Source organism: Exiguobacterium sp. SH3S3 (genome assembly GCF_004337115.1).
Taxonomy (GTDB): domain Bacteria; phylum Bacillota; class Bacilli; order Exiguobacteriales; family Exiguobacteriaceae; genus Exiguobacterium; species Exiguobacterium aurantiacum_A.
On the sequence record NZ_SJUU01000008.1, the window covers coordinates 61,726 to 75,814 of the forward strand.

Genomic DNA, 14,089 nt, shown 5'->3' on the forward strand with positions numbered 1-14,089 from the left:
ATAGAAGTCGAACGTTAAGTTCTGACTTCTATCGGGCGGTTTTTTTAATTCTCGCACTACTATTTTTTAGAAGTCATAAAATCCACAAATAATCTTGCTTCCCGATAGTAAAGAACGTGTTATGCTACCAAATGAGAAGAATTATCATTTGACTAAAATGGAGAGATCTTAATGAGTTCATTACTTGCCATGCCGCTACATCAACCAGTGCTCATATCCGATTTAACGAGAATCGATGACCGCTTGCGGCGTCGCATGATTGCCTTAGGATTTTATGAGGGCTGTTCCGTACGAATTAAACGTCGGGCCATCTTTTCCGGACCACTCACGATTGAACAAATCGAACATCAACAAATGATTGCCATCCGTCGCTGTGACGCTGAACAGATTGGGGTGATCGTCCCGTGACGCAACGGATTGCCCTAATCGGAAACCCGAACACCGGAAAAACGTCTTTATTTAACCGATTAACGGGCTCCTTCGCCCACGTCGGTAACTGGGCCGGTGTCACGATCGAACAGAAAATCGGGCAGCTGCATGGAAACATCGGACAGTTGATCGACTTGCCCGGTGTCTATGATTTAGACCCGCTATCGGCTGACGAAGCAATCGTCTCACGATTCTTGTTGCAGGAACCGTTCGATGGGATGTTCAACATCATCGATGCCTCGCAGTTCGAACGTAACTTACAACTAACGCTCCAACTGCTCGAAATGGGCCGCCCGCTTCAAATCGGTCTGAACATGGTCGATGTCGCTGAAGGCCGAGGCATCCACATCAATTTAGAGCGTCTGAAAGAACGTTTGGACGTGGATGTGTTTCCGATCACAGCGCGCACAGGCGCCGGCTGTGAAGTTCTCCTGTCCTCCCTGCGAACGACCCCTCGCGAACCTTTCGTACTCGATTACGGGGAAGAGACCGAACAGGCGATTCAACAAATTCTTGAAGCGACGGGACTTGGTGAGCGCGATCGCTGGGTCGCCATTCAATACTTGGCCGGAAATCGCGTCGTTTCAGAACAGCTCGAGTCTTCGACGCCAACCGTCAATGAAATTCGTAAAGCGTTAGAAGTAAAACTCGGACGCTTCGCCCACGCCCACATTACAGAACGCAGACGCGACTGGACGAAAGACGTTCGCCACCACGTCGTCGATCAGCAAGGCGCACAACAAGCCACGGTCACTGACCGCATCGATGCCGTCGTGACACATCCGATCTGGGGCTTACCCATTTTCTTTACAGTACTTTACGCCTTGTTCCACATCACGTTCAACTGGATCGGTGCCCCGTTGTCCGATCTGTTGGATGGATTTCTGTCGGGTCCGGTCACGTCCGGAACGAGCTCGTTGTTACAACTGCTCGGGACCTCTTCTTTCATCCAGGCGTTGCTGATTGATGGGGTGATTGCCGGTGTCGGCGGTGTCCTCGTCTTCGTCCCTCAGATTTTCGTGCTCTTTTTCTTTATCTCGTTTTTAGAGGACTCTGGCTATATGGCGCGTGTCGCCATTGTCATGGACCGATTCATGCAACTCGTCGGACTGAACGGGAAAAGTTTCATTCCGATGATCATTGGATTTGGTTGTAACGTCCCAGGTATTATGGCGGCACGGACGGTCGAGGAAGAGCGGGAGCGGCTCGTCACGATTTTTATTTCGCCGTTCATGTCGTGCTCGGCGCGTCTACCGATCTATGCCGTCTTCGCTGCCAGTTTTTTCGCATCAAACCAAGCGCTCGTCGTCTTATCGCTCTATATGCTCGGGATCGTCCTGGCGTTGATTGCCGCGAAAATATTCACGTCCGTATTGGCGGCGGAAGATCGAAACAGCCTCTTTATCGTCGAACAGCCTCCATATCGTGTCCCCCAAGGGTTGACGCTTTGGCGTAGCACGTGGCAAAAAGCGAAAGGGTTCGTCCGAAAAGCAGGTACGTTCATCTTTGGCGGTTCCGTCTTCATTTGGTTACTCGCCTATTCCGGTCCAGCCGGAATGGACGTCCCGATGAACGAGAGTTTTCTCGCTATGATCGGCGGGGTCGTTGCGACGTTGTTGATTCCACTCGGTTTCGGGACGTGGCAGGCCGGTGCTTCGCTCATCACAGGTTTTTTGGCGAAAGAAGTCGTCGTATCGACGATGGCGATCATTTATGCGGTCAGCGAATCTGACTTGTCCGCTTCGTTGCTTCCCGTGTTTACGCCGTTGAGCGCATATAGCTTCATGGCGTTCGTCCTCTTGTACGTCCCTTGTCTAGCGACCGTCGCCGTCATTCGGCGCGAGGTGGGAAGTGCCAAGTTGACGTGGGTCGCTAGCCTTTATGGGCTTGGTGTTGCGTACGTCGTATCACTGATGATCTATCAAATCGGTCGTCTGTTCGGATTGTCTTAACAAGGAGGAAATCATATGTTCTTATTTGATTTACTGATCGGTCTTGCCGTATTCGGGTACGCCGCCTATTCGCTCTATCGCTACACCCGTAAAGCAAAAGCCGGTAAATGCGCCACGTGCGAAATCGCACCGACTTGTACGACATCCTGTGATGCCGCAGACTGGGATAAAATCATTGCGGAAGCACTACATCCTGATCAACCAGTCACGGCCCACAAAAAAACGGATTAGCGCGAAAAAATGCGCTAGTCCGTTTTTTCATTGAAAGATATGTAGCGTGGTGACAATGATCGCGACCATCAAAATACCGGGCAGCAAGTTGGCGACACGAATCCGGGTGATCCCGACCAGGTTCAACCCGATGGCGACGATCATGACGCCCCCGGTCGCCGTCATCTCCAAAATAAAGTCATCCATGAGCGACTCCGGAATAAACTTCATGATCTGGATGGCGAGCAACGCGATCGCTCCTTGGTACAACAAGACCGGTACGGCCGAGAACATGACGCCGATGCCGAGCGTCGAACTGAGCACGAGCGCCGTGAAACCGTCAATCAACCCTTTTGTATAGAGGACGTCATGGTCCCCGCGCAGGCCGCTGTCGAGCGCCCCGATGACGGCCATCGCCCCGATCACAAAGATGAGCGTCGCCGTGATGAAGCCTTCCGCGATGCTCGACTTACTTTTTCCACCGAGACGCCGTTCTAACTGATAGCCGATCTCGTTCAACTTCTCGTCGAGCTTCCACCATTCGCCGAGTGCGGCTCCGATAACGAGACTGCCGATGACGATTAAAAAGTTCTCACTCTTCATGCCCATCTGCACGCCAAGCAAGACGACGGCGAGACCGATGGCAGCCGTGACCGTCTCTTTCATCCGCTCGGGGATTCGGTGAAACAACAACCCGAGTAATGTGCCGACCACGATCAAGGCCGCATTGACGATTGTTCCGGTTAATACCATCGTATAATTCCCCGTTTCTGTATGTATTGAGAGGAATATACCAACTGTTTATGTGGGCTGTCAATTAAAAGAATACACAAAAAAAGCCACTTCTCGTAAGAAGTGGCTGCGCGGAAACCCACGTTCCTATGGGTTTCGCATCGGGTTTGGCACCCAAGTGATTCTGACTGGGCTCGAACCAGCGACCTCTACCCTGTCAAGGTAGCGCTCTCCCAGCTGAGCTACAGAATCAGGTCGTGTCCTCTCTTTAGGACACTATTAATATATCAAGAAACTAATGCCTTGGCAACTGTTTTTTAAAACTTTTTTTATTTTTTTCACCGCGTCATTTCTTCCCGCTTCATGTGACGGCATAGACGTTCCAAATCGCCGGCATACACGGACACGATCATGCCTCCGTGTTCGGTGTCACGGTCCCAATGCAATCCGTTCGCTTTCGCGACTCGTTGTGACGGCACGTTGTCTGGGTGGATGAGCGAGATGATGTCTTTCTCGCCTTCCTCGAACGCATGCTGCATGAGACGCGCGGCCGCTTCCCGGCCGTAGCCCATGTGCCAGTGCTTTGGTGCCAGCCAATAACCGACCTCGAGCTCGATGTTGCCATCAAGTTCATGCAAGAGCGTCCCGGCATGGCCGATCGGCTCATCGCTGTGATGTGTCATCAGCTTGAGGAGTCCGGTCTGTCGGCCCGTCGTATAGCGGACCAATTGTCTCTCGAACCATTCGATTGTCTGTTCATCCGTATATGGCTTGCCGTCCGGACTGATGAAACGCATCACTCGCGGATCTTGGAGTAGCGATTTTACGAAATAGAAATCGGAGATCGTGTAATGTTCAAGCCGTAGACGTTCTGATTGCAACTCGACAAGATTCATCTTTCCCGCCCCTTTCGTTCACAGTCTGAACTATTCGATTCCCGTTTTCATCTCGTTTCAATCCTATTCACGCCACGACTTTCAATCCGATAACGCTCCCGATAATGAGAATTAAAAAGAAGATACGCCAGCGATCCCTCGACTCGTTCAAGTACAACATACCGAGAATCACTCCGCCCGCCGCGCCGATCCCGACCCAAATCGAGTAAGCGAGCCCGAGCGGCAGCGTCTCGAGCGAACGTGACAACAAATAGAAACTTAGTGCGAACGTCGTGATCGAAAGAAGCGACCATTTTAAAATCTGATAGCCTTTTGATTTCCCCATGAAGAAAACAGCAAGCATCTCAGCGAGCCCAGCCCCGATTAAAAAAATCCAACTCATGCCGACTCACCTCCTGTCACTTGCTTCAAACCGACCACCCCGACAAGGAGTATCGCGATAAACAACAGCTTCATTCCCGTCATCGTCTCATCGAACAAAACATTTCCAACGATGACCGTCCCGACGGCGCCAATACCCGTAAAAACGGCGTACCCAGTGCCGGCTGGCAACACACGGAACGACATCGCCAACAAGCCAAAACTGACAATCAATAACGCGATGGTCACGACGGTCGGCCCTAACACGGTGAACCCGTTCGACAATTTCATCGTCGTCGCCCAAACAATTTCAAGAAGTCCGGCGAGCACGAGCCACAACCAAGCCATTTGTTCCTTTTTCATGTCCACCCGACTCCTTTCTTGAAAATTTTAAATGCTGCATGCTGTCGTTGCGCTCGATTCGTTGCAAACGAAAAGAGTGAAAGCAACGCCCCGTCCAAAAAGCAATAGTACGCATCATATACGTCGTCGAGCGATTGTTCCGGTAAATCGCCCCGCTCCATCGCCAAACGGAACTGCTCTTTCTCAAACGTTTGGAGCTCGGTCTCGACCGACCCGATCGTCGACTCGATGAAGGCGCGCAGCTCAGGCGGCGGTACGAGCAGCATTCGTTTCGTCAGCATCCATGTCTCTTCTTCTTCGAAGAAATGAATCAACGCTTCAACGATCGCCTCGATCCGTTCGAGCGGTGCCGCCCCGTCAGACGCGTCCCGTGCTTGTTCCCAAGCTCGCTGGTAACGCTCGGCCATCTGTTCGACGACTTGTTTGAACAGCTGTTCTTTTCCTTCGATGTGCGCATATAAAGACGGCTTCTTAATCCCGACATCTTCGGCGAGCGCCGCCAAAGACAGTCCTTCATATCCTTCAAGCGCAAACCGGCGCCTGGCAGCCTGTTCAATTCGCTGTTTCGTGGTCATGTGCGATCTACCCCTTTCATCTCCCCTCACTTTAACTAACGAACGGTAGGTAGTCAATCTTCCGGATTGAGTTTTTGTACGGACAACGCCAAAATGAGAAGAGACCGTCAGAGGAAGGGAGGAATGATTGTATGATCGAACAGTTTAGTTTCACCTTGCCGACCGAGACGATGCGCGGCCGAAAACGAATCGTCCGCGTCTACCGCCCTGACTTCGCTCGTACCGACGAGGCGTTGCCCGTGCTCTATATGCATGACGGCCAAAACGTCTTCGACGGCAAGACCGCGACAATCGGGGAAGGTTGGGCGATTGACCGCCATCTCGACGATTTGCAACTACCGCTCATGGTCGTCGCCATCGCAAGCGCCCCCGATTGGCTCGACCGCTATGACGAGTACTCGTTCTATGAAGACGAGATGCTTTATAAACGCATCGGGCCCGAGCTCGCTAAGACCCGGCCGACACTTGGCGGCAAGGGGCGTCTCTATGCCGACTGGCTCATGTTGGAGCTGAAGCCGTGGATTGACGCACGCTACGCGACCAACCCGGATGACGTCGGCGTGATAGGTAGCTCGATGGGCGGCGTCATCTCGCTCTATATGATGGCGACGTATCCGGCAATCCGTCGTGTCGGTTCACTGTCGACGGCCGCCTGGGCCAACCTCGACTCGCTCATTCGTGAACTGAAACAAACTGACCTGTCCGCCCGGCTCTATATGGATATCGGCACGAACGAAACGAGCGGACCGATCACGCCCGAGGACTACTTATACACGAATGCGAAACTCGTCGAGACGATCGCTCGGACCGGCATCGCCTTCCGCTATGAAGTCGAGCCTGGGGCGGTCCACAACGAGATTGCATGGCGACGTCGGTTGCCGAACGCGCTCGCATTTCTGTATGAACTCTCATGACATGAAAAGACGCAAAGGCGGTCGCCTTTGCGTCTTTACTTATTGTTTTCTATTAGATGACCCAGTTCCCATCACGCATGATGGCTTCGCGTGTCCCGTCCTCGAGCTCACCGTCGATATTCATTTCGGCCGAGCCGATCATGAAGTCGACGTGTGTCATCGAGTCGTTCGCACCATTCTCAGCGAGTTCTTCGGCCGACATCGCCGGTCCGCCTTCGAGGCACGTCGAGTAGGCACGACCGAGCGCCAAGTGGCACGAGGCGTTCTCATCGAACAACGTGTTGTAGAAGAGGAGTCCTGAGTTTGAGATCGGCGAATCGTCCGGCACGAGTGCGACTTCTCCGATGCGGCGTGCCCCTTCATCAAGGTTCAACAGTTCATCGAGTGCCGCCTGCCCTTGTTTCGCTTCCGCTTTCACGACTTTTCCGCCTTCGAACCAAAGCGTGAACCCGTCGATCAAGTTTCCGCTGTAGCTGAGCGGCTTCGTGCTCGACACGTGTCCTTCGACCGCATCTTTATCGGCGAGCGTAAACACTTCCTCCGTCGGCATGTTGGCGATGAAGTCGACGCCGTCCAGGTTCGGACCGCCGCCGCCGAGGAAGACGTGCTTCTTCGGAAGACCGATCGTCAATTCCGTGCCTGGTGCTTTGTAGTGAAGTTTCGCGTATTTCTTGTCCGTCAACAGCTGCGCCCGCGAGCGCAACGCTTGATCGTGCTCGTCCCAGGCGGCAACGACATCGTCTTGGTCCATTCGTGTCGCTGCGAAAATCGCTCTCCACAGGGCTGGAACCGCATCTTCACGGTCTGGGAATACTTTTTTCGCCCACGCTTCAGAAGCACCGGCCACGATTGACCAGCTGACATTATCACTCATGACATACTTACGCCATTTCGCGAGCGCGACACCAGACGCCCGGTTCGAGTCGGCGATGCGTGATGATTCGACACCGTTTAGCGCGTCGGGATCGTCGCTGACGATCGACAAGAACGCCGTCTTCTCTTCCGCGAGTTGCTCGAATCGTGCTTTGAGCCACTCCGGGAACTCCTTGAACGCTTCATTCGGTGCGTTGAAGTAACGCACTTTCGTCGTCTCTTCATCGCTCCAGTTGACGTACACTTGTTTCGCCCCGGCCGCGTAGGCCGCTTTCACGATTTGACGGACGAGCGGTGCTTGGCTAATATCGGCTCGGACTTCGAGCTGTTGACCCGGTTGAATGTTGACACCTTTTTTGACGGCAAGCTCAGCATAACGGGCAAATTCTGCCTCGGTCGGTAAAGTTACAGTAGACATATGTACAGTTCCTCCTTTTTCACTTACACCTATCTTCTTAAATTTTCGGAAAAGTTGCAACCAAATCGCAAAAACGGGCATATTAGTAGATGTAGAGAGAAGGAGGAGAAAAACATGTCAGATTGGAAAACGACTTATTCACACTTTTTAAACAACGCCCAAACCGACTTCACCGAGAACGAACAGCTAGGTGACTTATTAGTCCAAGGAGAACTCGCCCTAGCAAAAGTCACGGTCGACGTCGCTTCAAACGAAATTAGCGACATCGAACGGGAAGAGGAGCTCACACTGTACTTCCAAATGAAACAACTGCTCAACATGCTACGCGCCGTCTACAACGCCCAGTTCGAGATGCAGCCCGACAAGCAACACGCCCTCGTCGCGGCCGTGCTCTATTTCGTCTCACCGTTCGACGCAATCCCGGACGACGCCCCGCTCGGACTGTTTGACGACGCTCAAGTCATCGACTACGTCCACGAACAGCTAGCAAGTGATATCGACCGCTTTCATAACGAGTTATAATCTTTCAAGACTTGAAATTAAGGCTTCATCGGAGTACGCTTGCATGAGTTCATGCAAAGGAGGCGTATGGCGCCTTAGCCACTCATATGTACGCAAAATCACGTAAACGGATCGCTGTCGAGACAGTCCTTTTTATCATCGCCGGAACGATCCTACAATCTATCTTTGTCGGCCTGCTCCTAAAGCCGAATGAAATCGGGTCCGGCGGGATTGTCGGCATCACGCTCATCGTCAACGAGCTGTTCGGCACACCGATCGGACTCACCCAGTTGGTGCTAAACATCCCGCTCTTCATCATCGGGATCAAATATCTCGGGAGACGATTTATTCTCATGACAGGACTCGTCGTCGTCCTGTCATCGATTTTAATCGATGCGCTGCCTGTACTCATTCCACCGACGCCACTCGACGATCCGCTCGTCGCGTCCGTCTTCAGCGGGATCGTCTCGGGACTCGGTTTGGCACTTTTGTTATTTGCCGGGGCGTCGACAGGCGGACTCGATATTTTGGGGAAAGTCATCTTCATGAACAACCGCAACTTATCGCTCCCGAAAATCTTTTTGACCCAAGACCTCATCGTCTATATTCTCGTGTTCATCACGTTCGATATTAAAGCGGTCATGTACGCACTCGTCCTCAGTTTTGTCCGGTCGCGGACGCTGTTGACGATCCATCGCTTCTTCTCCGCCCAAAAACAGTGTTTCATCATCTGTAAAAAAGCGGACGAGATCAACTTGGTCATCAAACAGAACTTGAAGCGTGGGGTCACGATCATGGACGCGACCGGCGGCTATTCGAACGACGCGAAAAAAATGCTATACGTCGTCGTTCAAAACAATGAGATTCCAAAGTTGCGTCAAATCGTCTCAGACATTGATTCCGAGGCGTTCGTCACTGTCTCAGAAATCGACTCAATTGTCGGTAACTTTAAAGAACATTCGTATACACTTTGATCGACAGCACGATGCTGTCGATTTTTTGTGTAATAAATACCCGAACGTTCCGATAATAAGAATGAGCCTCAGAGACATATACAGAAGGAGGTGCATAAGTTGTCTAGCCACACTTTGCGCCAATCAGTCCCCGCTCTTCTCGTCGGGACGTTTTTTATCGGTCTATTCGTTATCTTATTCAGCCCTTATGCGTTAAGGGAGACGAGCTTGTTCGTCTACTTTATGATCATCGCACTCGTCGCCACCGTGGTAAGCGGGAGTGCCATATTGCGCCATCACGGGATGCGCCGCTATATCTATCTTCTCATTAGCGCTGGCAACGTCTGTTTCATCGCTTATTTGGTGGGACACCGCTTTACCACGGCGATGCCAATTGACATGATGCTGTTCATTCAAAACTTCTTTTATTTGATCATGGCCCTCATCGTCATCACCCAATCGATTGAAATTAGAACGTTGAAGTTGCGTACGTTTGATGTGTTCGCACTGCTCAGCTTTTTGATTGTCGGTGCGTTGCATATCTTCTTTTACACAAAGAACAACGGTCAATATGTCACGAATTTGAACGGCTTTGAAGAACAGATGGTGCTCATCAGCCTTTACATGGTGCTCGGTTTCTTATATTTGAATCGCATCGTGACATCCGGGCAAGGCTTCCGCGTGATGCTCCTCATCGGGATTCTCGGTTTTACAACCGCCTCGATCATCAATGAGCTGCAGTTGTTCACCGGTATCGGCCATGAGCTCCTCCATTTGCTTCAAGTAATCAGCATTCTCATCATTTCAATCAGTTATTTGTTTGATGAATCGACAGAAGACGTCCTCGCTCATGATTCTGTGTTTGATTACGTCATCTACAGTACGATTGTCATGTTGTACATGCTCGCCTCGGATCGACTGCTCGGCACCTCGATCATCGACTCGATGATTGCGAACGCGGTGTTGCTACTGCTCATCCGTCAATTCGTTGTCGCCAAACAGAACGCACTCATTAGCCATCGCTTACATACCGTCAATACAGACCTCGAAGTCGCAGTCACGACGAAAGCCCACGAGCTCGAACTCCGTGAACAACAGTACCGCTCGCTGTTCGCGTATCACGCAGAGCCCATCTTTTTGTTCGACCTTGACGGCGAAGTGTTGTCCGTCAACGAAGCAGGGAGCTCTGTCCTCGGTCATGACACCGAGACGCTCATCGGATCAAATATTTTAGACATCATCGAACAAACGGATCGATCCGCCTATACGAACGTGTTACGTGACCTTACGAACGGACGGCCGCAAACATTAGACGTCAATGTCGTGACAGAAGATGGTTCGGCACGCGTTTGGCAATTGATGAACATCCCGATGATCATTGATGGGGAAGTCGAAGGCATCTATGCCATCGTCAAAGACATCACGCAAATGATCGTCCAGCAAGAACAGATCCTGTATCAGGCTAACCACGATAGCTTGACCGGGCTGCATAACCGTTACGCGCTGCAAGAACAGATCGAGCGCCTGATCACGGACGGCCGACCGTTCACACTCATGTTCTCCGACCTCGACGGGTTCAAAGAAATCAATGACCAGTTCGGCCATCATATGGGTGATCAGTTGCTGCAGCACATCGGTAAACGTCTACGCAGCGCCTTGTTGCCAAACGAATATGCCGGACGACTTGGAGGCGATGAATTCATCGTCGTCGCCGAACACAATGATGATGAAATTCTCGTTGAACGTTTACGTCGTCTCGTTTATCGTCCTCCTTATTTCATGGCCGGGAACCTCGTCGAAATTCATGCTTCAATCGGAATCGTCCGTTATCCGGAGCACGGCACGACGCTGAAGCACCTCTTATCGAACGCTGATTTGGCCATGTATAAGGCAAAAGACAAAGGACGCGATGAGACCGTCATCTTCGCTCCTGCGCTTCGCGTCGATAAGGAAGAACGAAAATTGTTGATGGAAGGACTTGATATGGCGCTCGAGAAAGGTGAAATCTCACTTTATCTCCAGCCACAGGTCGATGCCTCGACGAAGGCGATCATCGGCGCCGAGGCACTCATGCGTTGGCAACGCGACGGCAAGTTCATCCCGCCGAGCGAATTCATTCCGATTGCCGAAGAGACCGGTCATATTCATGACCTCGGTCGTTGGATGATTCATGAGACGTTCCAACTGATGTATGCGTTTGAACAAGGCGACATCGATTTGCCGAAACTATCGGTCAACTTGTCGGTCCGGCAATTGTTCGATGAACACTTGATCGATTATTTGACGACGTTGTTCGAACGCTTCCCGATCGAACCGAGCCGCTTGAACTTCGAGTTGACCGAAACGGTCGCGGCGCACCAGTCGGACCGCGTCTTAAATCGAATTCTCGAGTTGAAGGCACTCGGCATCAAACTATCGATCGACGATTTCGGGACCGGCTACAGCTCACTCGCCTATCTAGTCCGCTACCCGATTGACGAGTTAAAGATCCCGCGGGAGTTCACGATGCAGCTAGAAGAAAATCGCGAGTATCAAACCGTGACCGCGACCATCGTCGCCATGGCACGACAACTTGGGATGGCTCTCGTCGCTGAAGGCGTCGAGACCGAATACCAAGAGACGTTCCTTCGGCGGATCGGTTGCAATTCGATGCAAGGGTATCGTTACGCGAAACCGATGCCGCTCGACGAGTTCGTCATCTATTACATGAAACAAAACGCTTGAACAGACAAACGCCTCGGATCCGCTTACGGATCCGAGGCGTTGCTTATTTCATTTCATAGATTTTGACTTCGCCTGGCATCAAATCGACCCAAAGGTCCCAGTTGTCGTCGAACGAATGCTCGGCGTACGGCCATGAGTTCGGTGAGTACACCATCTCGGCGAAACGACTCGCGTTCCAGTTCCGGCGACGCACCCCATCGAGCGGCACCTTACCTTGCAGGTGCTCTTGCATATTCGTGTTGGCGACGATGAGCAACGTCTCGTTCGTATCTGCCCGTAACCAAGCCAGACCGATGAACGGCGCCCCCCTATCCGTCATCGTGAGCGGTTCGAAGTGACTCGGGTCGACGAGAACATCGAGCCAACGGCGGCGAACTTCCGCCACTTGATGCATAAGTTCGACCATTTCAGTCCGCTCAGGATGATCCCAATGGAACTGATACGCGTCGAAGAAAGCAAGTTTCCCGAAATATGGATCAGTCGGGAACAACTGATACGCCTCTTCCGGTCGGCAATCGAGACCGGTATTCATCGGCTGCGTCTCATACAGTTCAAGCCCCGAGTTCGTCAATGGCACCCCGTTTGGCATGAAGCCGTTCAGTACGGTGAGCAAGCGACTCGCCTGGCGTCCGCCGTCTCGCGTCGCAATCCGGCGTGTATCGGCTGTCTCACCAGCCGCAAATACCGGCAACGGCAAGAAACGTGAGTCGTAGATGAATTGATGGGTGTCATGTGTGTCAAAACGCGGCTCTTTATAGAACCCGTATCCGATGATCATATTGTAGCCGGCCTCACGCGCCGCCCAAGCCCCGACTTCGATCAGTTCTTCGGCGATGAAACTGAAGTTCGAATCGAGTTGACGCGGCTCTGTCAAGATGCGCTGGGCGAGATCGACCGGCAAAGCGTGTCCCATGTCGATTCGGGCACCGTCAATCCCATATTCGCGTTGATAATGCGGAATGATGTCGGCTAACATCACCCAAAGCGGTTCGTTGATCTCGTCACCCCGGAACTGGTTCGACTTGATCGAGTCGAACAAAATATATGGGGCCAGACCAGCCTCGCCGACATAAGGGGCAGCGGCTGTCGGATGGTCGAGGAACAAGCGGAAGTACGTGACGTCCGACCACGGCGGTTGCGGATCGTTGATACAGTCCGAGAACGCCGGAGCGGTCGTCAAACCGAACTCACGCTCGATGACGGCAAGTAAGTTTTCCTCTGGATGTTCGACCAAGTAGGCTTTCACCGTCTCCCACTTGGCAGCATCGACGAGATTAGGCGCCATCGAGAAGCGGCGGAGATGATGCCAAACGTCCTCAGATCCATAGATCATCGGCAGGAATGCATACTCAGGCTTCACGTTTTCTCCAATTCCCGGGACGTGAGGCGGGTGATAGTAAGCGAGTTCCGCAACCGGGATCCAGTAGAACCATTCCGGATTTTCTAAAATGAGACGGTTATCGCGGGCGCACGTGCGAGGAATGACATCGATGACGACACGGATGCCCACCATATGACACGCCTCGACGAAAGCGGCGAACTCTTCCTCGACCGTCAATCCGTCCCCTGTCAATGTCTCTTTTAGTTCTTCGTCGATGGCAAAGAAATCTTGGACAGCGTATGGGGAACCGAACTCACCTTTCTTATTTTTATGACTGTGCTGCGAGATCGGCAATAAAAATAACGTGTCGATCCCCATGTATAACAAGTGCGGCAACAGAGCCAGCGTTTTCACGAACGTGCCGGTATCTTTCATGCCTTGAGAGTTGTCCATCTCGACGTAGCCTGACCCGTCATGGTCCCACGACGTCGAGGTCCGGACTTGCATCGAGTAAACCGAGGAGCGCTTAATCCAGTCTCCCCCTGTCTCGAGGTGCCCGTCCGCTTGTGCGACCGACTGACGATAATCACGCCCGTTGACAGCGTGCGGAAGAATGCCTCGTTCAATCGTATCGATTAAAAAGTCGTACGGGTTCACCCGCTCGACACCGTCGCGCACCGGTTCTGCCGGAAATCGCATCCGGTTCCACAAGGTCGGGATTTCATATTGAAGGTTGGTCCGTTTTGTTTTTAAGACCTGATGTAACTTTTTTAACGACGAGTTCTCTGGCATATTTACTCTCCTTATGAATGAAATCATTCCATCGTCTATTGTAAGCGATAACAAGAAACGTCATATTATATATTTA

The 14,089-nt window shown here is 52.1% G+C and carries 14 protein-coding genes and 1 tRNA gene; 7 read left to right on the forward strand and 8 right to left on the reverse strand.

The genetic code is table 11. The features are described from left to right. The first annotated feature begins 171 nt into the window (after positions 1-171). The 3 genes from EVJ28_RS09000 to EVJ28_RS09010 are packed head-to-tail and all read left to right on the forward strand — an operon-like array spanning position 172 to position 2,612. Positions 172-408 carry a FeoA family protein gene (locus tag EVJ28_RS09000; RefSeq protein ID WP_070328862.1) on the forward strand — a complete coding sequence of 79 codons (237 nt, stop codon included), beginning with the start codon at positions 172-174 and terminating at the stop codon, positions 406-408. Then, positions 405-2,381 carry a ferrous iron transport protein B gene (gene feoB / locus EVJ28_RS09005; RefSeq protein WP_131488722.1) on the forward strand — a complete coding sequence of 659 codons (1,977 nt, stop codon included), beginning with the start codon at positions 405-407 and terminating at the stop codon, positions 2,379-2,381. The genes EVJ28_RS09000 and feoB overlap by 4 nt, the downstream gene beginning before the upstream one ends. 15 nt (positions 2,382-2,396) lie before the next feature. After that, positions 2,397-2,612, forward strand: a complete 216-nt coding sequence (locus EVJ28_RS09010; protein ID WP_131488724.1) for a FeoB-associated Cys-rich membrane protein — start codon at positions 2,397-2,399, stop codon at positions 2,610-2,612. Between the two features lie 27 nt (positions 2,613-2,639). Here EVJ28_RS09010 and EVJ28_RS09015 read toward each other — a convergent pair whose 3' ends face one another. From EVJ28_RS09015 to EVJ28_RS09040, 6 genes are all read right to left on the reverse strand, one after another. After that, positions 2,640-3,344 carry a DUF554 domain-containing protein gene (locus EVJ28_RS09015; RefSeq protein ID WP_070328859.1) on the reverse strand — a complete coding sequence of 235 codons (705 nt, stop codon included), beginning with the start codon at positions 3,342-3,344 and terminating at the stop codon, positions 2,640-2,642. A 158-nt stretch (positions 3,345-3,502) separates the two neighbouring features. Next, positions 3,503-3,575 (reverse strand) — tRNA-Val (locus tag EVJ28_RS09020). 86 nt (positions 3,576-3,661) lie between these two features. Further along, positions 3,662-4,219, reverse strand: a complete 558-nt coding sequence (locus EVJ28_RS09025) for a GNAT family N-acetyltransferase (protein ID WP_083274112.1) — start codon at positions 4,217-4,219, stop codon at positions 3,662-3,664. Between the two features lie 67 nt (positions 4,220-4,286). Then, positions 4,287-4,601, reverse strand: coding sequence for a DMT family transporter (locus tag EVJ28_RS09030; RefSeq protein ID WP_131488727.1), 315 nt, complete (start codon positions 4,599-4,601; stop codon positions 4,287-4,289). Further along, positions 4,598-4,927 (reverse strand): DMT family transporter, encoded by a 330-nt coding sequence (locus tag EVJ28_RS09035; RefSeq protein WP_236634113.1) that lies wholly within the window; start codon positions 4,925-4,927, stop codon positions 4,598-4,600. The genes EVJ28_RS09030 and EVJ28_RS09035 overlap by 4 nt, the downstream gene beginning before the upstream one ends. 11 nt (positions 4,928-4,938) lie before the next feature. Then, positions 4,939-5,517 (reverse strand): TetR/AcrR family transcriptional regulator, encoded by a 579-nt coding sequence (locus EVJ28_RS09040; RefSeq protein WP_131456763.1) that lies wholly within the window; start codon positions 5,515-5,517, stop codon positions 4,939-4,941. Between the two features lie 131 nt (positions 5,518-5,648). Between EVJ28_RS09040 and EVJ28_RS09045 the strand changes: the two genes are divergently transcribed. Beyond that, positions 5,649-6,431: an alpha/beta hydrolase gene (locus tag EVJ28_RS09045; protein WP_131456761.1), complete on the forward strand. Its 783-nt coding sequence runs from the start codon at positions 5,649-5,651 to the stop codon at positions 6,429-6,431. Between the two features lie 52 nt (positions 6,432-6,483). Here the strand turns inward: EVJ28_RS09045 and EVJ28_RS09050 are convergent, their stop codons facing one another. After that, complete coding sequence (locus EVJ28_RS09050; protein ID WP_131456759.1) at positions 6,484-7,722, reverse strand: aminopeptidase; 1,239 nt, start codon at positions 7,720-7,722, stop codon at positions 6,484-6,486. Positions 7,723-7,836: 114 nt separating this feature from the next. Between EVJ28_RS09050 and EVJ28_RS09055 the strand changes: the two genes are divergently transcribed. The 3 genes from EVJ28_RS09055 (at position 7,837) to EVJ28_RS09065 (ending at position 11,900) form a co-directional block, all read left to right on the forward strand. Further along, positions 7,837-8,244 carry a YkvA family protein gene (locus tag EVJ28_RS09055; protein WP_131456757.1) on the forward strand — a complete coding sequence of 136 codons (408 nt, stop codon included), beginning with the start codon at positions 7,837-7,839 and terminating at the stop codon, positions 8,242-8,244. Positions 8,245-8,330: 86 nt separating this feature from the next. After that, entirely contained in the window at positions 8,331-9,197 is an 867-nt protein-coding gene (locus EVJ28_RS09060; protein ID WP_131456755.1) for a YitT family protein, read from the forward strand. Between the two features lie 99 nt (positions 9,198-9,296). Next, positions 9,297-11,900, forward strand: coding sequence for a putative bifunctional diguanylate cyclase/phosphodiesterase (locus EVJ28_RS09065; RefSeq protein ID WP_236634108.1), 2,604 nt, complete (start codon positions 9,297-9,299; stop codon positions 11,898-11,900). Positions 11,901-11,943: 43 nt separating this feature from the next. Here the strand turns inward: EVJ28_RS09065 and EVJ28_RS09070 are convergent, their stop codons facing one another. Continuing rightward, positions 11,944-14,013 (reverse strand): alpha-amylase family protein, encoded by a 2,070-nt coding sequence (locus EVJ28_RS09070; RefSeq protein WP_131488729.1) that lies wholly within the window; start codon positions 14,011-14,013, stop codon positions 11,944-11,946. Positions 14,014-14,089 lie beyond the last annotated feature (76 nt).

What these genes read in the sequence shown, in the direction of transcription:
- EVJ28_RS09050 (WP_131456759.1), bottom strand. Translation starts at nt 7,722, where the DNA reads ATGTCTACTGTAACTTTACCGACCGAGGCAGAATTTGCCCGTTATGCT.
- EVJ28_RS09015 (WP_070328859.1), bottom strand. Translation starts at nt 3,344, where the DNA reads ATGGTATTAACCGGAACAATCGTCAATGCGGCCTTGATCGTGGTCGGC.
- EVJ28_RS09040 (WP_131456763.1), bottom strand. Translation starts at nt 5,517, where the DNA reads ATGACCACGAAACAGCGAATTGAACAGGCTGCCAGGCGCCGGTTTGCG.
- EVJ28_RS09030 (WP_131488727.1), bottom strand. Translation starts at nt 4,601, where the DNA reads ATGAGTTGGATTTTTTTAATCGGGGCTGGGCTCGCTGAGATGCTTGCT.
- EVJ28_RS09000 (WP_070328862.1), top strand. Translation starts at nt 172, where the DNA reads ATGAGTTCATTACTTGCCATGCCGCTACATCAACCAGTGCTCATATCC.
- EVJ28_RS09025 (WP_083274112.1), bottom strand. Translation starts at nt 4,219, where the DNA reads ATGAATCTTGTCGAGTTGCAATCAGAACGTCTACGGCTTGAACATTAC.
- EVJ28_RS09045 (WP_131456761.1), top strand. Translation starts at nt 5,649, where the DNA reads ATGATCGAACAGTTTAGTTTCACCTTGCCGACCGAGACGATGCGCGGC.
- EVJ28_RS09010 (WP_131488724.1), top strand. Translation starts at nt 2,397, where the DNA reads ATGTTCTTATTTGATTTACTGATCGGTCTTGCCGTATTCGGGTACGCC.
- EVJ28_RS09060 (WP_131456755.1), top strand. Translation starts at nt 8,331, where the DNA reads ATGTACGCAAAATCACGTAAACGGATCGCTGTCGAGACAGTCCTTTTT.
- EVJ28_RS09055 (WP_131456757.1), top strand. Translation starts at nt 7,837, where the DNA reads ATGTCAGATTGGAAAACGACTTATTCACACTTTTTAAACAACGCCCAA.
- EVJ28_RS09070 (WP_131488729.1), bottom strand. Translation starts at nt 14,013, where the DNA reads ATGCCAGAGAACTCGTCGTTAAAAAAGTTACATCAGGTCTTAAAAACA.
- EVJ28_RS09035 (WP_236634113.1), bottom strand. Translation starts at nt 4,927, where the DNA reads ATGGCTTGGTTGTGGCTCGTGCTCGCCGGACTTCTTGAAATTGTTTGG.